The sequence below is a fragment of the Burkholderia sp. 4NA327C6 genome, assembly GCF_005502655.1.
GTDB classification, from domain to species: Bacteria; Pseudomonadota; Gammaproteobacteria; order Burkholderiales; family Burkholderiaceae; genus Burkholderia; species Burkholderia contaminans.
Window position 1 is genome coordinate 73,848 of sequence record NZ_SCNZ01000003.1, and the last position, 20,693, is coordinate 94,540.

26 protein-coding genes and 1 pseudogene are annotated in these 20,693 nt (G+C 67.2%); 13 read left to right on the forward strand and 14 right to left on the reverse strand.

The genetic code is table 11. The features are described 5' to 3' along the window. Positions 1 to 24: 24 nt before the first annotated feature. The 4 genes from hyi (at position 25) to lysM (ending at position 2,697) form a co-directional block, all read left to right on the forward strand. The gene (hyi, locus tag FFS49_RS03855) at positions 25 to 834 is read left to right on the forward strand and encodes a hydroxypyruvate isomerase (protein WP_105818556.1); all 810 of its coding nucleotides are present in this window, start codon (positions 25 to 27) and stop codon (positions 832 to 834) included. 40 nt (positions 835 to 874) lie between these two features. Next, the gene (locus tag FFS49_RS03860) at positions 875 to 1,768 is read left to right on the forward strand and encodes a 2-hydroxy-3-oxopropionate reductase (RefSeq protein WP_071334605.1); all 894 of its coding nucleotides are present in this window, start codon (positions 875 to 877) and stop codon (positions 1,766 to 1,768) included. Between the two features lie 321 nt (positions 1,769 to 2,089). After that, the gene (locus FFS49_RS42890; protein ID WP_256093589.1) at positions 2,090 to 2,215 is read left to right on the forward strand and encodes a hypothetical protein; all 126 of its coding nucleotides are present in this window, start codon (positions 2,090 to 2,092) and stop codon (positions 2,213 to 2,215) included. Positions 2,216 to 2,226: 11 nt separating this feature from the next. Further along, positions 2,227 to 2,697 (forward strand): peptidoglycan-binding protein LysM, encoded by a 471-nt coding sequence (gene lysM, locus FFS49_RS03870; protein ID WP_039367010.1) that lies wholly within the window; start codon positions 2,227 to 2,229, stop codon positions 2,695 to 2,697. A 99-nt stretch (positions 2,698 to 2,796) separates the two neighbouring features. On the opposite strand, the gene FFS49_RS03875 is transcribed toward lysM, so the two are convergent. Next, positions 2,797 to 3,819, reverse strand: coding sequence for an asparaginase (locus tag FFS49_RS03875; protein WP_071334606.1), 1,023 nt, complete (start codon positions 3,817 to 3,819; stop codon positions 2,797 to 2,799). Positions 3,820 to 4,080: 261 nt separating this feature from the next. Here FFS49_RS03875 and FFS49_RS03880 point away from each other — a divergent pair, with 261 nt between their 5' ends. From FFS49_RS03880 to FFS49_RS03890, 3 genes are all read left to right on the forward strand, one after another. Beyond that, positions 4,081 to 4,371: a PsiF family protein gene (locus tag FFS49_RS03880; protein WP_039367016.1), complete on the forward strand. Its 291-nt coding sequence runs from the start codon at positions 4,081 to 4,083 to the stop codon at positions 4,369 to 4,371. A gap of 277 nt (positions 4,372 to 4,648) precedes the next feature. Next, complete coding sequence (locus FFS49_RS03885) at positions 4,649 to 5,098, forward strand: hypothetical protein (protein WP_071334607.1); 450 nt, start codon at positions 4,649 to 4,651, stop codon at positions 5,096 to 5,098. Positions 5,099 to 5,325: 227 nt separating this feature from the next. Continuing rightward, on the forward strand, positions 5,326 to 5,913 hold the full coding sequence (locus tag FFS49_RS03890; RefSeq protein WP_039367021.1) for a YSC84-related protein: 588 nt from the start codon (positions 5,326 to 5,328) through the stop codon (positions 5,911 to 5,913). Positions 5,914 to 6,018: 105 nt separating this feature from the next. Here FFS49_RS03890 and FFS49_RS03895 read toward each other — a convergent pair whose 3' ends face one another. From FFS49_RS03895 to mltG, 9 genes are all read right to left on the reverse strand, one after another. Then, positions 6,019 to 7,083 (reverse strand): glycosyltransferase family 4 protein, encoded by a 1,065-nt coding sequence (locus FFS49_RS03895; RefSeq protein WP_105818557.1) that lies wholly within the window; start codon positions 7,081 to 7,083, stop codon positions 6,019 to 6,021. Between the two features lie 255 nt (positions 7,084 to 7,338). Beyond that, a complete protein-coding gene (locus tag FFS49_RS03900) occupies positions 7,339 to 8,517 on the reverse strand; it encodes an AAA family ATPase (RefSeq protein ID WP_105818679.1) in 1,179 nt (392 codons plus the stop codon). A 28-nt stretch (positions 8,518 to 8,545) separates the two neighbouring features. Continuing rightward, on the reverse strand, positions 8,546 to 9,718 hold the full coding sequence (locus tag FFS49_RS03905; protein ID WP_105818558.1) for a mechanosensitive ion channel domain-containing protein: 1,173 nt from the start codon (positions 9,716 to 9,718) through the stop codon (positions 8,546 to 8,548). Between the two features lie 89 nt (positions 9,719 to 9,807). After that, a complete protein-coding gene (locus FFS49_RS03910) occupies positions 9,808 to 10,164 on the reverse strand; it encodes a Rap1a/Tai family immunity protein (RefSeq protein WP_006485939.1) in 357 nt (118 codons plus the stop codon). A gap of 119 nt (positions 10,165 to 10,283) precedes the next feature. Then, positions 10,284 to 10,994, reverse strand: coding sequence for an ankyrin repeat domain-containing protein (locus FFS49_RS03915; protein ID WP_011352329.1), 711 nt, complete (start codon positions 10,992 to 10,994; stop codon positions 10,284 to 10,286). Between the two features lie 43 nt (positions 10,995 to 11,037). Then, the gene (locus tag FFS49_RS03920) at positions 11,038 to 11,817 is read right to left on the reverse strand and encodes a TatD family hydrolase (RefSeq protein WP_039367031.1); all 780 of its coding nucleotides are present in this window, start codon (positions 11,815 to 11,817) and stop codon (positions 11,038 to 11,040) included. A gap of 141 nt (positions 11,818 to 11,958) precedes the next feature. Beyond that, complete coding sequence (locus tag FFS49_RS03925) at positions 11,959 to 12,987, reverse strand: DNA polymerase III subunit delta' (RefSeq protein ID WP_071334610.1); 1,029 nt, start codon at positions 12,985 to 12,987, stop codon at positions 11,959 to 11,961. A 19-nt stretch (positions 12,988 to 13,006) separates the two neighbouring features. Further along, positions 13,007 to 13,627, reverse strand: coding sequence for a dTMP kinase (gene tmk, locus FFS49_RS03930; RefSeq protein ID WP_071334611.1), 621 nt, complete (start codon positions 13,625 to 13,627; stop codon positions 13,007 to 13,009). Next, positions 13,627 to 14,646: an endolytic transglycosylase MltG gene (mltG, locus tag FFS49_RS03935; protein WP_039367038.1), complete on the reverse strand. Its 1,020-nt coding sequence runs from the start codon at positions 14,644 to 14,646 to the stop codon at positions 13,627 to 13,629. Before mltG ends, tmk begins: the two co-directional genes overlap by 1 nt. A gap of 77 nt (positions 14,647 to 14,723) precedes the next feature. Here mltG and FFS49_RS03940 point away from each other — a divergent pair, with 77 nt between their 5' ends. Together FFS49_RS03940 and FFS49_RS03945 are read left to right on the forward strand one after the other, a co-directional pair. Further along, the gene (locus FFS49_RS03940; RefSeq protein ID WP_071334613.1) at positions 14,724 to 15,758 is read left to right on the forward strand and encodes a folate-binding protein YgfZ; all 1,035 of its coding nucleotides are present in this window, start codon (positions 14,724 to 14,726) and stop codon (positions 15,756 to 15,758) included. Positions 15,759 to 15,834: 76 nt separating this feature from the next. Next, entirely contained in the window at positions 15,835 to 16,680 is an 846-nt protein-coding gene (locus FFS49_RS03945; protein WP_046545899.1) for an NRDE family protein, read from the forward strand. Between the two features lie 12 nt (positions 16,681 to 16,692). Here the strand turns inward: FFS49_RS03945 and FFS49_RS03950 are convergent, their stop codons facing one another. The 4 genes from FFS49_RS03950 to FFS49_RS03965 form a co-directional block, all read right to left on the reverse strand. Beyond that, entirely contained in the window at positions 16,693 to 17,133 is a 441-nt protein-coding gene (locus tag FFS49_RS03950) for a GNAT family N-acetyltransferase (protein ID WP_039367044.1), read from the reverse strand. Between the two features lie 41 nt (positions 17,134 to 17,174). Further along, positions 17,175 to 18,134, reverse strand: coding sequence for an alpha/beta hydrolase (locus FFS49_RS03955; protein ID WP_105818680.1), 960 nt, complete (start codon positions 18,132 to 18,134; stop codon positions 17,175 to 17,177). Positions 18,135 to 18,307: 173 nt separating this feature from the next. Further along, a complete protein-coding gene (locus tag FFS49_RS03960; protein ID WP_039367046.1) occupies positions 18,308 to 18,787 on the reverse strand; it encodes a PaaI family thioesterase in 480 nt (159 codons plus the stop codon). Then, a complete protein-coding gene (locus FFS49_RS03965) occupies positions 18,784 to 19,098 on the reverse strand; it encodes a Dabb family protein (protein WP_039367048.1) in 315 nt (104 codons plus the stop codon). The genes FFS49_RS03960 and FFS49_RS03965 overlap by 4 nt, the downstream gene beginning before the upstream one ends. A 294-nt stretch (positions 19,099 to 19,392) precedes the next feature. Here FFS49_RS03965 and FFS49_RS42475 point away from each other — a divergent pair. The 4 genes and pseudogenes from FFS49_RS42475 to rpsU form a co-directional block, all read left to right on the forward strand. After that, positions 19,393 to 19,596, forward strand: a pseudogene (locus FFS49_RS42475) (transposase); the annotation flags it as partial. Between the two features lie 306 nt (positions 19,597 to 19,902). Beyond that, the gene (locus FFS49_RS03975; protein ID WP_039367200.1) at positions 19,903 to 20,187 is read left to right on the forward strand and encodes a hypothetical protein; all 285 of its coding nucleotides are present in this window, start codon (positions 19,903 to 19,905) and stop codon (positions 20,185 to 20,187) included. A gap of 47 nt (positions 20,188 to 20,234) precedes the next feature. Continuing rightward, positions 20,235 to 20,444 (forward strand): hypothetical protein, encoded by a 210-nt coding sequence (locus FFS49_RS03980; protein WP_039367051.1) that lies wholly within the window; start codon positions 20,235 to 20,237, stop codon positions 20,442 to 20,444. 33 nt (positions 20,445 to 20,477) lie between these two features. Then, complete coding sequence (rpsU, locus tag FFS49_RS03985) at positions 20,478 to 20,690, forward strand: 30S ribosomal protein S21 (protein ID WP_039367060.1); 213 nt, start codon at positions 20,478 to 20,480, stop codon at positions 20,688 to 20,690. Positions 20,691 to 20,693: the final 3 nt, after the last annotated feature.

The following is a 20,693-nucleotide window of genomic DNA, read 5'->3' on the forward strand; positions in this document are numbered from 1 at the left end:
TGACCGACCGAAGAGGCTTAGCTCATGCCGAAGTTTGCTGCAAACCTGACCATGCTGTTCAACGAAGTGCCGTTCCTCGACCGCTTCAAGGCGGCCGCCGATGCGGGCTTCGACGCCGTCGAGTTCCTGTTCCCGTACCCGTACGCGAAAGAGGAACTCGCCGAGCGGCTCGAGACGCATCGCCTGCGCCTCGTGCTGCACAACCTGCCGGCCGGCAACTGGGACCAGGGCGAGCGCGGCATCGCGTGCCTGCCCGACCGCGTCGGCGAATTCCAGGAAGGCGTCGGCCGTGCGATCGAGTACGCGAAGGCGCTGAAGGTGCCGCTACTGAACTGCCTCGTCGGCATCCCGTCGGCCAGCACGGCGCGCGACAAGACGTTCGTCACGATCGTCGACAACCTGCGCTTTGCCGCCGATGCGTTGAAGCGCGAAGGCATCCGCCTGCTCGTCGAGCCGTGCAACAGCTTCGACATCCCGGGCTTCGCGCTGAACCGCTCGTCCGAAGGGCTCGACGTGATCCGCGCGGTCGGCTCGGACAACCTGTTCCTGCAGTACGACATCTATCACATGCAGCGCATGGAAGGCGAACTGGCCGCGACGATCGAACGCAACCTCGCGTCGATCGGCCACGTCCAGCTCGCGGACAACCCGGGCCGCAACGAGCCGGGCACGGGCGAGATCAACTACGCGTTCCTGTTCGCGCTGCTCGACCGGCTCGGCTATGCCGGCTACGTCGGCTGCGAGTACAAGCCCCGCACCACCACGACGGAAGGCCTCGGCTGGCTGCAAAGCATCGCCGGCTGCGCACCCGGCTCGGCGCGTCGCGCCGCCTGAGTCGCGCCCTTCCCGTTTCAGCCCTATAGGAGACTTTCACATGGCAACCATCGGTTTCATCGGCCTCGGCATCATGGGCGCGCACATGGCGCGCAACCTGCTCAAGGGCGACCACCAGCTCGTCGTGAACGGCGCGTTCCCGATTCCCGAGGACCTGCGCACGAGCGCGAAGGTCGTCGCGAACTCGACCGAAGTCGCGCGGAACGCGGACATCATCATCTCGATGGTGCCGGACACGCCGGACGTGCGTAACGTGCTGTTCGCCGACGACGGCGTCGCGAAGGGCCTGACGGCCGGCAAGCTCGTGATCGACATGAGCTCGATCTCGCCGCTCGACACGCAGGAATTCGCGAAGCAGATCAACGCGCTCGGCTGCGACTACCTCGACGCGCCGGTGTCCGGCGGTGAAGTCGGCGCACGCGAAGCGACGCTGACGATCATGGTCGGCGGCCCGGAGGCGGCGTTCGAGCGCGCGAAGCCGCTGTTCGAGAAGATGGGCAAGAACATCACGCTTGTCGGCGACAACGGCGCGGGCCAGACCTGCAAGGTCGCGAACCAGATCATCGTCGCGCTGAACATCGAGGCGGTGGGCGAAGCGCTGCTGTTCGCCGCACGTTCGGGTGCCGATCCGGAGCGTGTGCGCCAGGCGCTGATGGGCGGCTTCGCCGCGTCGCGCATCCTCGAAGTGCACGGCGCGCGGATGACGAAGCGCACGTTCGATCCGGGCTTCCGCATCGAGCTGCACCAGAAGGACCTGAACCTCGCGCTCGACGGCGCACGCAAGCTCGGCCTAGCGCTGCCGCACACGGCCAGCGCGCAGCAGCTGTTCAGCGTGTGTGCATCGCACGGCGGCAAGGCATGGGATCACTCGGCACTCGTGCGCGCGCTCGAGATCATGTCGAACTTCGAGATCGGCCAGACGCCGGCCGCGTAACACGGCTGCAACGATGCGCGTTTCCGCTGCGATGGCGGACGCGCGCGACAGACACACGTGACCGGCACGGCCGGTCGCATCGATGCGCGACACGCTCGCGCATCACGGTGGGGCGCCCCGCCCTGCACTGCCGACGGCATGCGGGACGGGGCGAAAAACGCCGCTCTGGGCTGAGAGCGGCGTGGTGGGGTCCGCAGCGGCACCCGGCGACGCCGGGGAAGCCTTGGTCGGTCAGACGTCGTCGTCGGGTGTCCGCCTGTCGGATTTCGCGTATTACATTTCTTTACGTTCAAGCGTGCGATTTTTCATGCAATCGTCGTCATGAACGCCTACACTTTCGCCACGCCTTTCGAGAAAACCGCCGCGCTTGCGTTCACCTCCGGTGACCGCGCCCAGCGCGGTGTTTTTTTCGCCACTTCACGGCGCGTTTTCTTTTCAACCACCTAAGGAGTGCAACGATGGGTCTTCTTTCGTTTATCAAAGAGGCGGGTGAAAAACTGCTGGGTCATGCCGATGCGCAAGCCGCGGAAGATCCGAATGCCGCAAACCAGACCGCGGCCGATGCCATCAAGAACTACATCAACACGCAAGGTCTCGACACGTCGAACCTGACCGTGGCGTTCGACGGCGCGTCGCGCACCGTGACGCTGTCGGGCAGCGTCGCCGACCTCGACACGAAGGCCAAGGTCAAGGTCGCGGCCGGCAACGTGCAAGGCGTCGCGGGCGTCAACGACGACGATCTGCAGCCGGACGATCCGGAAGTGCAGTACCACGACGTGAAGCCGGGCGACACGCTGTCGGCGATCGCCAAGGAAGTCTACGGCGATGCGAACAAGTACCCGGTGATCTTCGAGGCGAACAAGCCGATGCTGTCGAGCCCGGACCGGATCTACCCGGGCCAGAAGCTCGTGATTCCGCCGCAGTCCTGAGCATTGTTGCAGGACTGACGGACGCAAGAAGGCAGGCCATCGGCCTGCCTTTTTTCATGGTGACGCGCGCGGCCCGCGCCGCGCGCAGCGGTCAGCCGTTCACAGCGTATCGAACGCGCGTTGCAGTGCGTCGCGGCCGTGAATGCCGTTCGCGAGCGCGAGCATCAGCAGCACGCGCGCCTTGAACGGGTTCAGCGACCCTGCGCTCACGAAGCCGAGCGCATCGTCGCTCGCCGCGCCGTTGCGCATCACGTGCCCTGACCCGACGCGCGACGCGCGAACCACCACGACGCCCGCATTCGCCGCATCGGCCAGCGCCGCCTGCAGCGTCGCATGGATCGAGCCGTTGCCCGTGCCCGCGACGACGAGACCGCGCACGCCGGCCGCGACGAGTGCATCGACGGCCGTCCGCGTCACGCCCGCGTAGCTCGCGACGACTTCGACGGGCGGCCACGCGGCGGCGATCGCCAGTTGCGTGTCGCGCGAACGCGTGACGCGGCGGGCGAATTCGACCCGGCCGTCCTGCACCCAGCCGAGCGCACCGAGCTCCGGCGACTGGAACGCATCGACCGCATAGGTGCTCGTCTTCACGACGTCGCGCGCGCCGTGGATCCGGTTGTTGAATGCGACCAGCACGCCCTGCCCGCGTGCGGACGGGTGCGCGGCGACCGTCACCGCGTTCAGCAGGTTCAGCGGACCATCGGACGACAGCGCGGTCGCCGGCCGCATCGCGGCCGTCAGCACGACAGGCTTGTCGCCGTTGACGACCAGGTGCAGCGCATACGCGGTTTCCTCGAGCGTATCGGTGCCGTGGGTGATCACGATGCCGTCGACCGCCGGGTCGGCCATCAGCGCGTCGATCCGCGCGGCGAGCGTATTCCACAGTGGCAGCGCGAGATCCTTGCTGTCGATGCTGGCGATCTGCTCGGCGTCGATGCGCGCGACGGACGCGAGCGCCGGCACCGCGTCGACCAGGAAATTGACGCCGAGCGCGCCGGCCTGGTAGCCGGCCGTGCTGGCCGCGTCGGGCGCGGCACCGGCGATCGTGCCGCCGGTGGCGAGCACGGCGATGCGCGGCAGGGCCGCCGCGGACGAAGGGGATGCGGAATTCGAAGTATTCATGGCCGCGATTGTAAAGGCTTGCGGCCGGGTTCCGGCGCGGCGACCGAGGCTGGCCGCCGCGCATCATGGTTTGTCCCGATCGTCCGGTCACGCGTGCCGTCAACGGCCGTGGCGTCCGCAACGTTATAGAAAGTGCCGTTTTGGTGTTTTCACATGGATTTGCCATAATCGGAGCGCGCCATGCGATACGACCCTATCGTCATTGCACGGTGCTTCGTGACGGCGTCGATAACACGCAATTCACCCCATGGGAGTGTCGAAATGAAAATCCAATCGCTCGTAGCCGCAGTGCTTCTCGGCGGCATGCTGGCTTCCCCCGCATTCGCGGCGAACAGCCAGCAGGACAAGATGAAGGCCTGCAACACCCAGGCAGCCGGCAAGACGGGCGATGAACGCAAGGCGTTCATGAAGGACTGCCTGTCGGCGAAGCCCGCGAAGGCCATGTCGCAGCAGGAAAAGATGAAGGCGTGCAACACGCAGGCCACCGGCAAGAAAGGCGACGACCGCAAGGCGTTCATGAAGAGCTGCCTGAGCAACGCGCCGGCCGCCTGAGTTCCGGCGCTCCCGTATCGAATGCCGCGCACCGCTTCGGCGGGCGCGGCATTTTTGTTTTCGTTGCACGCGCATCGACGCGCGCCCCCCGCTTCATCCGCGCTTTTGTGACGCCTCCCGCCCCGCTTTCCCGGCCCGCCGTGCCGGCGCCGCCACATGGTGCGGCAATTCGCCGCGTTTTCTTCTATGATGGCTGCAACGCGGCCCATCCAAGTACAAGAAGCGCCATCGGGCCGCCCTCGAGACAGACGCGCACACGCGTCAAACGGAGGCATGGATGGCATGGAGACAACACCGCTGGTTCCGCCGCTGGCTGATCGTGATCGTGTTCTGGGCCGTGCCCGTTGCGATCGTCGCCGTGCGCGAGATCCGCGAGGAAATGGCGTACAACAAGGCAGACCTGCAGCTCGCGCTGACCACCTGGCAGCTCACCGATGCGCAGCAGGCCGCCGGTGCCGCCGCGAAGTGCCACGGGGATCCTGACGAGGCGCGCGCGGCCGGTTGCCCGGCCGACGTGCTCGCCGCCAATGCGCCGCGCCAGCAGGCGGCCCGCGACGAATACGTGGTGCGCCGCAGCACGCTGGCGAGCTACCTGTGGCACGCGTTCGTCGGCTACTGGGTCGTGCCGGCCGCGTTCCTGTTCGCCTGCGGCATCGTGATCGCGCTGATCCGCCGCGCGCTGCGCCGCCCCCCGATCAAGCCGCCTGTTCCGCCCGTCACGCACTGATGTGCGCGGCAGGCGCCGCCATCCGATCGACCACCGTGTTTCCCGCATGCCGATACGTCGGCGCGCGGGTGCCGGTTCGTCCGTTGGCGCGCCGCGACATCCCCGGGCGATTTGACGCTTTTTCACGTCGCAACGAAAAGAGGCTGTAATCCGCTGTGATATAACTGCCGACGTGATCCGCTCCCTGAGCGAGACTCACTCCGAACATCATCCGATGGAGAAGAACGATGCAAAAACGGAATCTTGTGCTGAAAGCCGCCGCTGCGCTCATCGTCGGTAGCCTCGCGCTCACCGGTTGCACCACCACCCCTGACAAACCGGACAACGCCGCGACGAACGCGTCGAAGCGCCAGGCAATCGACTCGAGCGTCGACGCAACGCTGTCGCGCATGTACTCCACGGTCAAGGGTTCGCGCGAACTCGTCGCGAAGTCGCGCGGCGTGCTCGTCTTCCCGGACGTCATCCAGGCCGGCTTCATCGTCGGCGGCCAGTCCGGCAACGGCGCACTGCGCGTCGGCGGCAGCACGGTCGGCTACTACAACACTTCGTCGCTGTCGGTCGGCCTGCAGGCCGGTGCGCAGTCGAAGGCGATCGTGTTCCTGTTCATGACGCAGGAAGCGCTCGACGAATTCCGCGGCTCGGACGGCTGGGCAGCCGGCGCCGGCGCGTCGGTCGCGCTCGTGAAGATGGGCGCGAACGGCGCGGTCGACACGACCACGGCCACCGCGCCGGTCCAGGTCGTCGTGCTGACGAACGCGGGCCTGATGGGCGACGTGTCGATCAACGGCACGAAGGTCACGAAGCTGAAGATCTGACGCTTGCGCACCGCCCGTACGCACCGCGCGCGGGCCATGCACAAACGGCGATGTCCTTGCGGGCATCGCCGTTTTTCCATCCGCGCGCGTCCTGCGCCTCGCGCGTCAGGTCGTCGAGTCGATCACCTTGAAGCGCGAGCGCTTCTGCGCACGGATCACCGACTGGTAGACGTCGACATACTGCTGCGCCATGCGGCGCGACGTGAAGCGTTCCTCGAAGCGCTGCCGCACGCGCGCACGCGGCAGCAGGTGCAGCCGGTTCACGGCGGCCACCGCGCTGATTTCGTCCTCGACGATGAAACCCGACACGCCCTCGTCCACCACTTCCGGCACCGCGCCTCGATTGAACGCGATCACCGGCGTGCCGCACGACATCGCCTCGATCATCACCAGGCCGAACGGCTCCGGCCAGTCGATCGGGAACAGCAGCGCATGCGCGCCCGACAGGAACTCGGCCTTCTGGTGATCCGCGATCTCGCCGATGAATTCGACGTGCGGCAACGCGAAGAGCGGCTTGATCTCGCGCTCGAAGTACTCCTGGTCGGCCGCGTCGATCTTCGCGGCGATCCTGATCGGCAGCCCGCACTGGCGGGCGATGCGGATCGCCGTGTCGACACGCTTCTCCGGCGAAATGCGGCCGAGGAACGCGAGATAGCGCGGCTCGACGGGCTGCGGCATGTACAGCGTGTCGGGCAGCCCGTGGTAGACCGTCGTCAGCCATTTCGCCTGCGGCAGCGGCTGGCGCTGCGAGTTCGAAATCGAGATCACCGGCGCCGTGTTGAAGGTGTCGAACACCGGCTGCTGCTCGGGCAGGTCGAGCCGGCCGTGCAGCGTCGTCACGTACGGCGTTTCCTGCCGGTTGAAGACCGAGAACGAGTAGTAGTCCATGTGGAAATGGAGCACGTCGAAGTCCTTCGCGCGGCGCGCGACCGTCTCCATCAGCAGCATGTGCGGCGCGACCCGGTCGCGGATCGACGAATCGAGCCGCAACGCGCGCGGCCAGACCGGCTCAAGCTTCGCCCGTGTCGTCGAATCGCCGCTCGCGAACAACGTCACATCATGGCCGAGGTCGACAAGCGCCTCGGTGATGTAGGACACGACGCGCTCCGTGCCGCCGTACAGTTTCGGCGGCACGGATTCGGTCAGCGGCGCGATCTGGGCAATTCTCATGGTCCACGTCTCCTGTGTCCTGTCCGTTGCCGCACGGCCGGCGGGCCTTTGGGCTTTCGCCCCCGCTCGCCCCCATGCAGCGCTGGCCGGCACGGCGTCAGCCGGATATCTCTTCATTATTCGCGATCCCGCTGCGCAGAACCGCCCGTCTTTCATTTTATGGGTGTTGTTACAGGCAGGATACATTCCGCCTGCCGGGCCGATCCGGCCCCCGATGCGACGAGCACGCCCGAACGCGTGCTGCCGCCCTGCCCGTCAGCGCGACGGCCACTTCCATGCCGGCAGGTCACGCGTGTCGGCGTCGACGAGCCCCGTCGCGCCGAGCTGCTTGTCGAGCACCAGCGATTCGCAGCCGGCTTCGCGCTCGAGCGTAGCGATGAGCCGTGCCGCATGCGACACGACGAGCACCTGCGAACGCTGTGCCGCCTGCGCGATCAGGCGGCCGAGCGCCGGCAGCAGGTCGGGATGCAGGCTCGTCTCCGGTTCGTTCAGCACCATCAATGCGGGCGGCCGCGGCGTCAGCAGCGCGGCCGCGAGCAGCAGGTAGCGCAGCGTGCCGTCCGACAGCTCGGCCGCCGCGAGCGGCCGCAGCAGCCCCGGCTGGCGCATCAGCACGTCGAAGCGGCCGCGGCCGCCCGGATTGTCGATTTCGACCGACGCGCCGGGAAACGCGTCGTCGATCGCCGCATCGAGTGCCGCGCCGTTGCCGATCTCGCGGATCGTCTGCAGCGCGGCGGCCAGGTCGGCGCCATCGTCCGCGAGCACCGGCGTATGGGTGCCGATGTGCGACTGCCGTGCGGGCGCCTGCGCATCGGTCCGGAAGTGGTCGTAGAAGCGCCACGAGCGGATCCGTTCGCGCACCGCGATCATCTCGGGTGCGCCGGTCGGATCGGCGAACTCGGTCATCATGCTGTCGAAGCTGGCCACCGGCTGCGGAATCGTCTGCCAGTCTCCCGATGCGGTGCGCGCACGGATCTGCGCGCCCTGCCGGTCGACGAGCAGCGTCGACGGGCGCAGCAGCGCGCCGCCCCAGATGCACTCGCGCTTGACTACCGGGTCGAGCGAGAACTGCGTCGCGTCGTTCTTCACCGGCAGACCGAGATCGATCGAATAGCCGAAATCGTCGCAGGCGAAGCCGAGTTTCAGGCTCACGGGCCCCTTGCGCACCGTGCCGGTCACCGGCATATCGCCGTCCAGCATCGCCCGCGAGAAGCGCTCGGGGCCGGCCCACAGCGTCGACGGCAACCCGCCTTCGCGGGCGAGCGACGGGATCACGCGCCCCTGCGCGGTGTCGGCGAGCAGCCGCAGTGCGCGGTACACGCTCGACTTGCCGCTGCCGTTCGGCCCGGTGACGACGTTGAGCGCCGCGAGCGGCACGATCAGCTCGCGCAGCGAGCGGTAATTGGCGATGGCAAGCGTTTTCAGCGCGGTCATGACGAGGGTGACGGTATGCGGGCCGCTTTCAGCGGCCTTCGGCGGCCTGCGGATCGGCCGCGGTGTTGGCCGCGGTGCTGGCGGCAGGCTGCCGCGCGTGCGGCCGCTCGGGATTCGGCGCGTCCGGCGCGGCATCATGCGGATACAGTTCCATCCGGCTACGCGGCAGGCATTGCGGATAGCGGTCCTGCAGGTAGGCGATCAGCCCTTCGCGGACGCGACAGCGCAGGTCCCAGCACGACGACGAGTCGGCCGCGCTCACGAGCGCACGCAACTGCATCGTGCGTTCCGTTGCGTCGGTCACCTGCAGCACCTGCACGCGGCCGTCCCACTCAGGCGCCGCGTGGACGAGCCGCGCGAGCTCCTCGCGCAGCGACGCGAGCGGCGTGCGGTAATCGACCGACAGATAGACCGTACCGATGATTTCCGAACTGCTGCGCGTCCAGTTCGTGAACGGGTTCTCGATGATCCACTGCAGCGGCACGACGAGGCGCCGCTGGTCCCACAGCCGGACCGACACGAACGACCCGGTGATTTCCTCGATGCGCCCCCACTCGCCCTGGATCACGACCACGTCGTCGAGCCGGATCGGCTGCGTGAGTGCAATCTGCAGCCCGGCGATCAGGTTGCCGAGCACCGGCCGCGCGGCAATACCGGCGACCAGGCCCGCGACACCGGCCGACGCCAGCAGGCTCGCGCCGACCTGGCGCACGTTCGGGAACGTCATCAGCGCGGCGCCGGTGCCGATGATCACGATCAGCACCATCACGGTCCGCACGAGCACCTTGGCCTGCGTATGGATGCGCCGGGCCTGCAGGTTGTCGGCCGTATCGATCGGATGCGCCCGGATGATGGCGTCGCCGACGCCGGCGGCGAGCCGCACCAGCAGCCACGTGAGCGAAACGATGGAGCCGACCGCCGCCGCCGTGCGCATGCCGCGCACGAACGACATGCCGTCGTCGGCCTGGACCCACAGGAATTCGAGCGCCAGCAGCGCGAGCACGACGAGCGACGGCCTGTCGATGTAGCGCAGGATCGCGCTCATCAACGGATACGGCTGCGCGATGCGCTTGACGATGCGTGCGCCGAGACGGTGCACGACCGTGACGACCAGCAAGACGATGACGGACACGGCAAGCGTGCCGAGCCATGAATGCAGCGGCGCATCGGTGATGCGCTGCAGTTCCTCGATTGAAATCATCGGCGCCCGTGGGTTATGAGGCGCGCACGCCTCGTCCTGGATGCGTCGGCGACGCCCGGGCCGCGCGCGGGCCCGGACACGGCGTCAGGTCAGTTGCCGCTCCTGCAGGGAAACGCCTTGCCGAGACCGAGCGACACCGCGGTGCTCGCGTTGTAGTCGGCCAGCTTCGGATTTTCCGCGATGTACTTGCGCACCGCGTCGGTCATCTGCTGCGCCCGGATGTCGGGCGGCAGGCAGAAATACTGGCCGACCCGCGGCCCCGTCGTGCCGCCGATCGCATCGATGGTGTTGTAGACGCCGTCGGCGGCGCCTTCGATGTAGGCCGCGCACGACGCCCGCGACTTGACGTCCGTCTTCGCGCACAGCCGGTCGAGATCAGCGCCCGTGAAAGCCGCCGCCGACAACGGCACGGCAAACGCCGCGGCACAAAACATTGCGCGCAACATGGTGTTCCTTATGTCAATGCGGCCCGAGACCGCCTGCTGCCCTGGCCGGCGCGGCGCCGGGACGCCCTGCTCCGGCCGGAATCCGGCCGGGCGGGCACCGTCCGCCGCACCGAAAACCGTCATTTTGCACTCTTTTGCGCATCTGCCGGCGTCGATGCCCCGATGCGGGTCGTCCGCTTGCTCAGGATCTCGATCGCGTCCGGCGCGTTGTAGTGCTTCGCGAATTCGAGCGCGGTGATGCCGAGCTGGTTCTTCACCTGCGGATCGGCACCCTGGTCGAGCAGCAGCGTGACCGTCGACGGATGGTTGCCGCGTGCGGCCATCATCAGCGGCGTCGTGCCGTTCGGCGATGCGGTATCGATGTACGCGTCGTGGTCGAGCAGCAGCTTGACGACTGCGTCCTGGCCGTTGGTGGCCGCGTAGTGCAGCGGCGCCCAGCCCTTCTTGCTGACTTCCGCGCCCTTGTCGATCAGCAGCTTCGCGAGGCCGACATCGCCGTTCAGCGACGCGAGCATCAGCGCGGTTTCGCCGGCCTTGTCTTCCTTCTCGAGATCGACGTTCGGTGTCGTGGCAAGCGCCGCCGCGACCTTGTCGGACTTCTCGCGCGCGGCGATCACGATCAGCGGGTCGCCGTTCGGCGCGATCGTGTTCGGGTCGAGCTTGCCGCTCTTGAGCTGCTTGCCGATGTCGGCGATGTCGTCGAACTTGACGGCCTTGACGATCGCATCGAGCGATTCGGCATGTGCGCCGGCTGCCGCGAACAGGCCGCTCGCGACGAGCGCGGCGGCAACGAGTGCGCGTTTCGGCAGATGGTTGGTCGGCTTCGTCATTGTTGTGGGCTCCTTCCCTGGGTTGTCGGCTGCGCGCACGTCGTTAGCGGGCGATCTTGAACAGCCGGAAAAAGTTCTGTGTCGTCGCATCGGCGAGCGCCTCGACGGCGATCCCGCGCTCGGATGCGATAAAGCGTCCGACATGGCTGACGTACGCAGGTTCATTCGGCTTGCCGCGATATGGCACCGGCGCGAGGTACGGCGAGTCGGTCTCGATCAGCAGCCGGTCGAGCGGCACGCGCCGCGCGACGTCCTGCACGTCGGTCGCGCTCTTGAACGTGACGATGCCCGACAGCGAGATATGGAAGTTCTGCGCGAGCGCCTGCTCGGCCACCGGCCACGGCTCGGTGAAGCAGTGCATTACGCCGCCCGGCACGTCCGCGCGCTCCTCGGCCATGATCCGCAGCGTGTCTTCCGACGACGAGCGTGTGTGGATGATCAGCGGCTTCATCGTCGCGGTCGCCGCGCGGATATGCGTGCGAAAGCGTTCGCGCTGCCATTCCATGTCGTCGATCGACCGGCCTTCGAGACGGTAGTAGTCGAGGCCCGTTTCGCCGATCGCGACGACCTTCGGGTGCGCGGCCAGCTCGACGAGCTCCGCGAGCGTCGGCTCGTGCATGTCCTCGTGATCGGGATGCACGCCGACCGACGCATAGACGTTGTCGTACGCGTCCGCGATTGCCAGGACCTCGGGCAGCGTCTCGAAATCGACCGACACGCACAGCGCGTGCGTGACGTCGTGCTCGCGCATGTTCTCGAGAACAGCCGGCAGGCGGTCGGCCAGGCCCTTGAAATTGATATGGCAGTGAGAATCGACGAACATCATTTTTCCTGAATACGTAAGGCGAGCGCGCATGCGCGCGCCGGCATGCGGCAACGGGCGGCGTTCGCGGGCCGGCCGGCCACGGTCGCGTCACGGTGCGGGGCCGTCATCATTTCGCAACCCGCAGGAAACATTGCCGGGTCACGCGAACATTTCCCTGTATCCGAGAAACAATTCCTCGAATACGAGCCGCGCGTTGAGCGGATGGTTCTCGACCGTCCGCTGCCGCGTCACGGCCTTCATGAAGCGGGCGAACGCATTCGCATCGACCGCTTCCGCGCAGCGCGCGAGCGCCGACGCGTGCATCGGGAAGTAGCGCGGCGCGCCCGCCATCCGCTGGGCCAGCAGGTCGTACAGCCAGCGCTGCAGCCAGCCGAGCACCAGCGGCACCGGCAGCTTCTGCAGCGTCTCGCCGCACGCGAACGGGTCGCAGGCCGCACCGGCCGCGAGCTGCCCGAGCGTGTAGTCGCGCAGCGGGCGGTTCTCGTCGCTCGCGAGCGCCAGCGCGGCGAGCGGCGCACCGCCGGCCTCGGCGAGCAGCGCCGGCGCATGCTCGACGCCCTGCGCGGCGAGCCAGGCTGCGGCCGCATCGGGCGCCGGCACGGTCATCGGCCACTGCCGGCAGCGGCTGATGATGGTCGGCAGCAGGCGGTCGATACGCGCCGACACGAGCAGGAATACAACGCCGGAAGGCGGTTCCTCCAGCGTTTTCAGCAACGCGTTCGACGCCGCGACGTTGAGCGCCTCGGCCGGATACAGCACGACGACGCGCGCGCCGCCGCGATGCGAACCGACTCCGCAGAAGTCGAGCAGCGCGCGCACCTGCTCGATCTTGATTTCCTTGCTCGGCGCCCGCGTCTTCTTGCCGCCTTCGTCCGCGTCGGCCGCCTTCGTGTCGTCCGCGGCGCCCGGCGCCTCGCCCGCCAGCGCCTCGGGCAGCACGATCCGGTAATCCGGATGGTTGCCCTGCGAGAACCAGGTGCAGGCCGCGCAGGCGCCGCACGGCTCGCCGTTCGGCTGCGGCGATTCGCACAGGAAGCCCTGCGCGAGATGCTGCGCGAACTGCAGCTTGCCGATCCCGGCCTGGCCGTGCAGCAGCAGCGCGTGCGGCCATTGCGCACGCAGTTGCTGCAGGCGGTTCCAGTCGTCGGTCTGCCACGGGTAGATCATGGGGTGCGTTCCTTGCGAGTTACAGCGCGGCGAGCACGCGTTCGAGCTGCTGGCGGATCTCGGGAATCGTCTGCGTCGCATCGACGATCGCGAAGCGGTGCGGCGCCTCTTCCGCGCGCCGCAGGTATTCGCTGCGCGTGCGCGAGAAGAACGCGTCGGATTCGCTCTCGAACTTGTCGGGCATGCGCGCGGCGCCGCGGCGCTCGCTTGCCACCTGCGGCGCGACGTCGAACAGCACCGTCAGGTCGGGCTGGAAACCGCCCTGCACCCAGCGCTCGAGCGTCTCGAGCTTGTCGCGCGGCAGCCCGCGGCCGCCGCCCTGGTATGCGAACGTCGCATCGGTGAAGCGATCGGAGACGACCCAGTCGCCGCGCGCGAGCGCCGGCTCGATCACGAGCGCGAGATGCTCGCGGCGCGCGGCGAACATCAGCAGCGCCTCCGTCTCGAGGTCCATCGGCTGGTTCAGCAGGATCTCGCGCAGTTTCTCGCCGAGCTGCGTGCCGCCCGGCTCGCGGGTGACGACGACTTGCCGGCCGGTCGCGGCCAGCTTGCCCTGGAGGCGTTCGCAGAACCATTGCAGGTGGGTGGTCTTCCCCGCCCCGTCGATGCCTTCGAACGTGATGAATTTACCGCTCGCCATTATTGACCTCGTATGTACTTGTCCACGGCCTTGTTGTGGTCGCCGAGCGTGTCCGAGAACACGCTCGTGCCATCGCCTTTCGCGACGAAATAGAGCGCGCTCGTCGGTGCCGGGTTGATCGCCGCCTGCAGCGCGGCCACGCCCGGCAGCGCGATCGGCGTCGGGGGCAGCCCGCGTCGGGTGTAGGTATTGTAAGGAGTGTCGGCCTGCAGGTCGCGCTTGCGCAGGCGGCCGTCGTACGCATCGCCGAGCCCGTAGATCACCGACGGATCGGTCTGCAGCGGCATGCCGATGCGCAGCCGGTTCGCGAACACGGCCGCGACGAACGCACGGTCGGCCGCATGGCCCGTTTCCTTTTCGACGATCGACGCGATCGTCAGCGCTTCGTAAGGCGTCTTGTACGGCAGGCCCGGCACGCGCGCGGCCCAGGCCTCGTCGAGACGCGTCTGCATCAGATGGTACGCGCGCCGGTAGATGTTCAGGTCGCTCGTGCCCTTGTCGAACAGATAGGTGTCGGGGAAGAACAGCCCCTCGCCGCTGCCGCGCTGCACCGCGCTGTCCGGCGCGCCGATCGCGCGCAGCAGCTCGGCGTCGCTCATGCTGGCTGTCGAGTGCGCAAGATCGGGGTTCGAGTCGAGTTCCGCGCGCATCCGCTTGAAGGTCCAGCCTTCGATGACCGTCGCGACGTACTCGTTCACGTCGCCGCGCGCGATTTTCTGCAGCACCTCGTAAGGCGTGATGCCGGTCTTGAATTCGTAGTTGCCGGACTTGAGCCGGCTCGACAGCCCGAGCACGCGCGTCATCGCGACGAAGCCGAGCGGCTCGACCGGCACGCCGCCGCGCTTCAACTGCAGCGCGACGCTCTTCACGCTGCTGCGCGGCTTGATCGTGACGTCGAGCGATGCCGAACCCAGCAACAGCGGCCGGGTTGCCCAGTAATACCCGCCGCCCGCGCCGGCAGCGGCCACAACGACGGCCAGCGCCACGATCGTCGCGGCGCATTTCTTCAGTAGGGACATGGAAACGTGACTCAGGTAAGACCCATATAATACTTGCTCGCCTCCGTCAAAGTCAGGGTTGACTGTTCCCTCATTCCATGAGCACACCGTTCGCTTCACCGGCAGTCCAGGCCGCACCCGCCTCGCTCCCCGTTTTCCCCCGTCCGTCCGCCGCCGATTTCGACGCGCCGGGCGCCTGCATGCCGTTGCCGCAGTTCGGCGTGATCGACGTGGCCGGCGACGATGCCGCGACGTTCCTGCACAGCCAGCTCACCAACGACATCGAACATCTCGACGCCGCGAGTGCGCGGCTGTCCGGCTATTGCTCGCCGAAGGGGCGCCTCCTCGGCTCGTTCCTCACGTGGCGCGCCGGCCACGGCGTGCGCCTGCTGGTGTCGAAGGACGTGCAGCCCGCCGTGCAGAAGCGGCTGTCGATGTTCGTGCTGCGTGCCAAAGCGAAGCTGACGGATGCGAGCGACGCGCTCGCGGTGGTCGGTTTCGCGGGCGACGTGCGCGACGCGCTGTCGGGCATCTTCGATGCGCTGCCGGACGGCGTGCACGTGAAGGTCGACGGCCCCGCCGGCACGCTGATCCGCGTGCCCGATGCAGCCGGCCGCAAGCGCTATCTGTGGATCGGCCCGCGCGCGGAAGTCGACGCGCGCATCGCCGCGCTCGGCGGGTCGCTGCCGGTCGTGTCGCCGGCCGTATGGGACTGGCTCGACATCCGCGCGGGCGAACCGCGCATCACGCAGCCTGCCGTCGAACAGTTCGTGCCGCAGATGGTCAACTTCGACGTGATCGGCGCCGTTAACTTTCGCAAGGGATGCTACCCGGGCCAGGAAATCGTCGCGCGCAGCCAGTACCGCGGCACGATCAAGCGCCGCACGGCGCTCGCGCACGTCGCCGGCGAGACCGATACCGCGCATGCCGGCGTCGAGCTGTTCCACAGCGACGATCCCGGCCAGCCGTGCGGGATGATCGTCAACGCGGCGGCCGCGCCCTCCGGCGGTGTCGACGCGCTCGTCGAGATCAAGCTCGCCGCGCTCGACAGCGGCACGGTGCACCTCGGTTCGGCCGACGGCCCGGTGCTCGCGTTCGATACGCTGCCGTACGCCTGGCCGACGGAAGCGTAATGCACTGACAACCCGTTCGCGCGCCGGCTCGCGAGTCGCAGCCGGCGCCCGATGTTTCCTGCGAGAGATTCGCCCGATGTGTCTGATTGCCTTCGACTGGCAGCCTGATGCCGCCGCCGGTCCCGTCTTTACCCTCACCGCCAACCGCGACGAGTTCTTTCGCCGGACCAGCGCGCCGCTCTCATGGTGGGAAGATGTACCGGGCGTGCTGGCCGGCCGCGATCTCGAAGCGGGCGGCACGTGGCTCGGCGTATCGCGCGACGGCCGTTTCGCCGCGCTGACGAACTACCGCGCACCGTTCGACATCCGCGCGGGTGCACCGACCCGCGGCAAGCTCGTGTCCGACTTCCTCGGCGGCCCGTCCGTCGCGCCGCTCGACTACCTCGGACGGCTCGCGGAGCATGCGGCCGTCTACAACGGCTTCAACCTGCTCGTCGGCGACTGGCGACGGCGTGAGCTCGCGTGGTTCTGCAATCGCGCACCCGAAGGTGAAAGCAGCGTCGCCGCGCCCGTCGCGATCGCGCCCGGCGTGCATGCACTGTCGAACGCGCGGCTCGATACGCCCTGGCCGAAAGTGGTGCGCAAGCGCGCGGAACTCGGCACGCTGCTCACCGACAATCCGACCCCGTCGCTCGACGAGCTGATCGCGCTGATGCGCGACCCGCATGTCGCGGACGACGACGCACTGCCGCACACCGGCATTCCGATCGAGCGCGAGCGTGCGCTGTCGGCTGCGTTCATCGAGACACCCGAATACGGCACGCGCGGCACGACCGCGCTGCGCGTCACGATGAAGGAAGGCGTGCGGCTGACGGTCGAGATCAAGGAACGCTGCGACGACGACGGCTCGCACCGCACCGTCCGGCCCGGCACGTTCGAGCGCGCGCTCACGTTCGACCTCGACGCGACGCCGCCGCGCTGAGCACGCGCCGCGCTACGGCGCGCGTGCCATCTCGACGTGCGGCACGCCGGCTTCGACGAACGGTTCACCGACCGCCGCGAAGCCGTGCCGCAGGTAGAACGACACGGCCGAATCCTGCGCGTAGAGCCGCACGACGATTTCGCCGCGGCGACGCGCCGCATCCAGCAGCGCGTTCAGCACGGCTGACCCGACGCCCTGCCCGCGCGCGTCGGCCAGCACCGCGACGCGCCCGATCGTGCCGGACGGCAGCAGCCGCCCCGTCGCGACCGCGCGGCGCGCGCCGGTCGCCGCATCGACGCGGTACGCCACCGCATGGAGCGACAGTGGATCGTCGTCATCGAGCTCCCATTCCGGCGGTATCTGCTGCTCGCGCACAAACACCGCATCGCGAATCCGCGCGGCATCGCCGCCGAGTACCGTCCAGTCGCCCGTTTCCACCACGCCGTTCGTCATCGCAGCTCCCATGCGGCGCGTACGCCGCCAAACAACTACCGTCAAACGTCGTCGAATGCGGCCTTCAGCGCCGCGACCGCGTCGGCATGCGCTGCCCGCACCTCGGGCACGTAGCCGCCCATCTTGAAGAATTCGTGGATCATCCCCGGATAGCAGACGAGCGTGACCGCGTTGCCCGCCGCACGCAACTTTTCCGCATACGCAGCGCCTTCGTCGCTCAGCGGATCGTATTCGGCCGTCGCGATCCATGCCGGCGCGACGCCCGCGAACGACGGCGCATCACGCGTGCCGTCGAGCGGTGCGAAACGCCAGTCGTCACGGTCCGCCCGATCGCGTATGTATTGCATGAAAAACCACTGGATCGTGTCCTGCGTCAGCAAGTAGCCGTTCGCGAGCCTTGCGTGCGATTCCGTGTCCTGGAAACCCGTCACGCCCGGGTAGATCAGCATCTGCAGCGCAAGGCGAATGCCTGCGTCGCGTGCGAGCACCGCGCAGACGGTCGCGAGCGTGCCGCCCGCGCTGTCGCCGCCGACGGCCAATCGTTCGGCATCGATGCCGAACGCAGCCGCTTCGCGATGCAGCCATTGCAATGCGTCGTCGGCGTCGTGCACCGCGGTCGGGAACCTGTGTTCGGGCGCGAGCCGGTAGCCGACCGACAGCACCGCACATTGCGCATCGTGCGCGAACATCCGGCACAGCGCGTCGTGCGTATCGACGCTGCCGACCGTGAAGCCACCGCCGTGATAGTAGACGAGCGCGGGCAGCGGCTCCGCCAGGCTCGGCGCGACCGGCAGGTACAGCCTCGCGCCGATCGTGCGGCCGTCGCGCGTCGGCACGACGCATTCCTCGACCGAATGCATCGGCGCCGGTGCGACGTCGAGAATCGGCGCGCTCTTCTCGTACGCGGCGCGCGCCTGCTGCGGCGTCTGGTGGTGATAGGACGGACGTTTCGCGCGCTCGACCATGTCGAGCACCTGGGTGATCTTCGGATTCAGCGGCATCGGTGAGGACGGCGCCTGGCGGGCGCCGTGAACGGACAAGCGTGCATGATGCCATGCGCGCGTCAGGCGAGCGCGATGCGCCGTGCGTTGCGACATTCCGCGGTGTGCGATGCACGCCGCCAGACAAAACGGCCCCGCCTGTGAAGAGGCGGGACCGCCGTGCGTCCGGGCGCTTACGCGTCGCTCGGGCCGGGCTGGGCGTCCGGTGCCGTGCGCGAACGTTGGCGCTTGATGTCGCGGCCCACCGCGAGCCGCCGCATGTACTTGAACGTGCCGAGCGCCTTCGCGACGAAATTGCCGTCGCTGTCGCGCACTTCGCCTTCGCAGTAGGCCATCGTGGTCGAGCGATGCATCACACGCCCGTACGCGCGCAGCTCGCCGCGCCCCGGCTGCATGAAGTTCACCTTCATTTCGACCGTGACGACGCCGATACCGTCGTCGGTCAGGCTGCGTGCGGCCATCGCGAGCGCGATATCCGCGAGCGTCATCGTCACGCCGCCGTGCGCGATGCTCCACGTGTTCATGTGCCGCTCTTCGAGCGGCAGCACGATCTCGCTTGCGCCGTCCCTCGCGGACACGAGCTGCACGCCGAGCATGTCGACGAACGGGCTTTCGATCGACGGGCCGTCCGTCGGGGTTGCCGCGTCGCTCATCGCGCGCTGTCGACGAGGTAGTCGACGCACTCGCGCGATTCGGCCACCGCGACGACGAATTTCTTCACTTCCTGGTGAACAGGATGCACCTGGTACGCATCGAGTGCGGCTTTGTCCGCGAAATCGGACACGAGCACGATGTCGGCGGTCGCATCGAGGCCAGGCGTCGCCACGCCGACGTCGATCTGCAGCGTGCCCGGCACGAGGTCGCGGCAGCCTTCGAGCTTCTCCTTCAGCTTCAGCGCGTTCTGCGCGCGCGTCGCGCCTTCGGCCGATTCTTTCAACTTCCACATGACAATGTGTCTGATCACTTCGTTCGCTCCAGTTCGTGATGGGTCGGCAACTTGCCGCAGCCCCTTGCCAGTCGGGCGTTTCACGCCCTTCTACCGTTCGCTTGCGTCGCCGGAAATCGTGTCCAGCCGAGAAAAAATGGGGGATGAAAAGGGGCAGCAGTTCGACAAGCCAGAGACGATACCGCCTTTTTCACCTGCCACTTACCAGCATCAATATCCGACAAGCGAAGGCAGGCGACAAGCCTACCAAACTTACCGACGCCAATGGACTGTATCTGTTCGTGAAGCCGTCCGGCTCCAGGCTCCGGCGATGTGACGCGCTTTACGGAACAGCGAATCATCGGGTTTCTGAAGGAAGCCGAGGCCGGCATGCCGGTCAAGGAACTGTGCATGAGGCACGGGTTCAGTGCTGTGTCGTTCTAAACCTGACGTACGAAGTTCTGCGTCATGGAAGCCTCGGAAGCCCGCCGGCTCGAGGACCTCGAGGTGGAGCATGCCCGGCTGAAGAAACGGCTGGTCTGAACCGTTTCCAGGAGCGGGTTTAAAGGGACTTTTCCAGAAGCCCACTGGCCTGTTGAAGGGGCCAGCTCAGCGCAAAGCCGAAATAAATCGGACGGGCAACAAACGATGCGCGTATGATGGGCTCATCAGGGCGACCAATAGTCCCCTGACCTTTCGCCCCTCCATCCGCCCTCTTGCTGCATCGCCCTCTTCCGCGCTGCAACGCAGTCCCTTTCATCAACCAGCCCGCTCCGCAACGTGGATACCGGCTGGATGCGTTTGCCCATGCGACTCGTCGTGGCCGAACGCCAGGAGTTTGTCATGAGCATGCACGTCTACCGTGGATTCGAGATTTATCCACTGATTTATCCTCACGCGCTGGCGCCGAATGGCAGCCCGCATAACTACGACGCCGGGTTCGACGCGGCAGTCAAGATTTGCCTTCGCGGGACCACCGATACGCTGACACAGAGCCAGACGTTCAGATTGCGCGACACATCCCCATTTGACAACGCCGGCGACGCCCGTCGTGCCTCGGTGCGCTATGCCGAGAACATCATCGACGATAACCGCGGCAAACAGGGGTTCTTTTCCAGCGCGCGCTGAGGCGACTCGTCAGCGCAACACAATTTCCCGGTCTGTTGGAGGTCAAAATGATCATCGACGAACTGCTCGGCTTGATCAGACGGCGCGAGGTCACCTGGATCGACACCGTCGTACCGGTCAGAATCGCCGATTCGGCAATGTGCCGTCCACATGAGCTGCAAATGTTCACTGCCATACGTGCACTATCGATCGGAGCCGGATATTCGGAATTCGAATCCGACGAGATTGCAAGCGCCGTCATGACACGGCTCGGCTGACTTTCCGTTTGAATCTTTCGATACAGGATCTACATGACCACAATCACTCTTAAGCTCAACGAACCGATCGATGTCGCGCTGCGGCGCTTCCGGCGTGACATCGAGAAAACGGGGCTGATCCGCGAGTTGCGCAGTCGCACCTCCTATGAAAAGCCGACGACGGAACGCAAGCGAAAAAAAGCCAGCGCCGTTGCCAGGCAACACTTGCGTGCGAAGCGCATGTTGCCGCCCCGGAAAATGTACTAGGAG

What these genes read in the sequence shown, in the direction of transcription:
- hyi (WP_105818556.1), top strand. Translation starts at nt 25, where the DNA reads ATGCCGAAGTTTGCTGCAAACCTGACCATGCTGTTCAACGAAGTGCCG.
- FFS49_RS03860 (WP_071334605.1), top strand. Translation starts at nt 875, where the DNA reads ATGGCAACCATCGGTTTCATCGGCCTCGGCATCATGGGCGCGCACATG.
- FFS49_RS42890 (WP_256093589.1), top strand. Translation starts at nt 2,090, where the DNA reads ATGAACGCCTACACTTTCGCCACGCCTTTCGAGAAAACCGCCGCGCTT.
- lysM (WP_039367010.1), top strand. Translation starts at nt 2,227, where the DNA reads ATGGGTCTTCTTTCGTTTATCAAAGAGGCGGGTGAAAAACTGCTGGGT.
- FFS49_RS03875 (WP_071334606.1), bottom strand. Translation starts at nt 3,819, where the DNA reads ATGAATACTTCGAATTCCGCATCCCCTTCGTCCGCGGCGGCCCTGCCG.
- FFS49_RS03880 (WP_039367016.1), top strand. Translation starts at nt 4,081, where the DNA reads ATGAAAATCCAATCGCTCGTAGCCGCAGTGCTTCTCGGCGGCATGCTG.
- FFS49_RS03885 (WP_071334607.1), top strand. Translation starts at nt 4,649, where the DNA reads ATGGCATGGAGACAACACCGCTGGTTCCGCCGCTGGCTGATCGTGATC.
- FFS49_RS03890 (WP_039367021.1), top strand. Translation starts at nt 5,326, where the DNA reads ATGCAAAAACGGAATCTTGTGCTGAAAGCCGCCGCTGCGCTCATCGTC.
- FFS49_RS03895 (WP_105818557.1), bottom strand. Translation starts at nt 7,083, where the DNA reads ATGAGAATTGCCCAGATCGCGCCGCTGACCGAATCCGTGCCGCCGAAA.
- FFS49_RS03900 (WP_105818679.1), bottom strand. Translation starts at nt 8,517, where the DNA reads ATGACCGCGCTGAAAACGCTTGCCATCGCCAATTACCGCTCGCTGCGC.
- FFS49_RS03905 (WP_105818558.1), bottom strand. Translation starts at nt 9,718, where the DNA reads ATGATTTCAATCGAGGAACTGCAGCGCATCACCGATGCGCCGCTGCAT.
- FFS49_RS03910 (WP_006485939.1), bottom strand. Translation starts at nt 10,164, where the DNA reads ATGTTGCGCGCAATGTTTTGTGCCGCGGCGTTTGCCGTGCCGTTGTCG.
- FFS49_RS03915 (WP_011352329.1), bottom strand. Translation starts at nt 10,994, where the DNA reads ATGACGAAGCCGACCAACCATCTGCCGAAACGCGCACTCGTTGCCGCC.
- FFS49_RS03920 (WP_039367031.1), bottom strand. Translation starts at nt 11,817, where the DNA reads ATGTTCGTCGATTCTCACTGCCATATCAATTTCAAGGGCCTGGCCGAC.
- FFS49_RS03925 (WP_071334610.1), bottom strand. Translation starts at nt 12,987, where the DNA reads ATGATCTACCCGTGGCAGACCGACGACTGGAACCGCCTGCAGCAACTG.
- tmk (WP_071334611.1), bottom strand. Translation starts at nt 13,627, where the DNA reads ATGGCGAGCGGTAAATTCATCACGTTCGAAGGCATCGACGGGGCGGGG.
- mltG (WP_039367038.1), bottom strand. Translation starts at nt 14,646, where the DNA reads ATGTCCCTACTGAAGAAATGCGCCGCGACGATCGTGGCGCTGGCCGTC.
- FFS49_RS03940 (WP_071334613.1), top strand. Translation starts at nt 14,724, where the DNA reads ATGAGCACACCGTTCGCTTCACCGGCAGTCCAGGCCGCACCCGCCTCG.
- FFS49_RS03945 (WP_046545899.1), top strand. Translation starts at nt 15,835, where the DNA reads ATGTGTCTGATTGCCTTCGACTGGCAGCCTGATGCCGCCGCCGGTCCC.
- FFS49_RS03950 (WP_039367044.1), bottom strand. Translation starts at nt 17,133, where the DNA reads ATGACGAACGGCGTGGTGGAAACGGGCGACTGGACGGTACTCGGCGGC.
- FFS49_RS03955 (WP_105818680.1), bottom strand. Translation starts at nt 18,134, where the DNA reads ATGCCGCTGAATCCGAAGATCACCCAGGTGCTCGACATGGTCGAGCGC.
- FFS49_RS03960 (WP_039367046.1), bottom strand. Translation starts at nt 18,787, where the DNA reads ATGAGCGACGCGGCAACCCCGACGGACGGCCCGTCGATCGAAAGCCCG.
- FFS49_RS03975 (WP_039367200.1), top strand. Translation starts at nt 19,903, where the DNA reads ATGAGCATGCACGTCTACCGTGGATTCGAGATTTATCCACTGATTTAT.
- FFS49_RS03980 (WP_039367051.1), top strand. Translation starts at nt 20,235, where the DNA reads ATGATCATCGACGAACTGCTCGGCTTGATCAGACGGCGCGAGGTCACC.
- rpsU (WP_039367060.1), top strand. Translation starts at nt 20,478, where the DNA reads ATGACCACAATCACTCTTAAGCTCAACGAACCGATCGATGTCGCGCTG.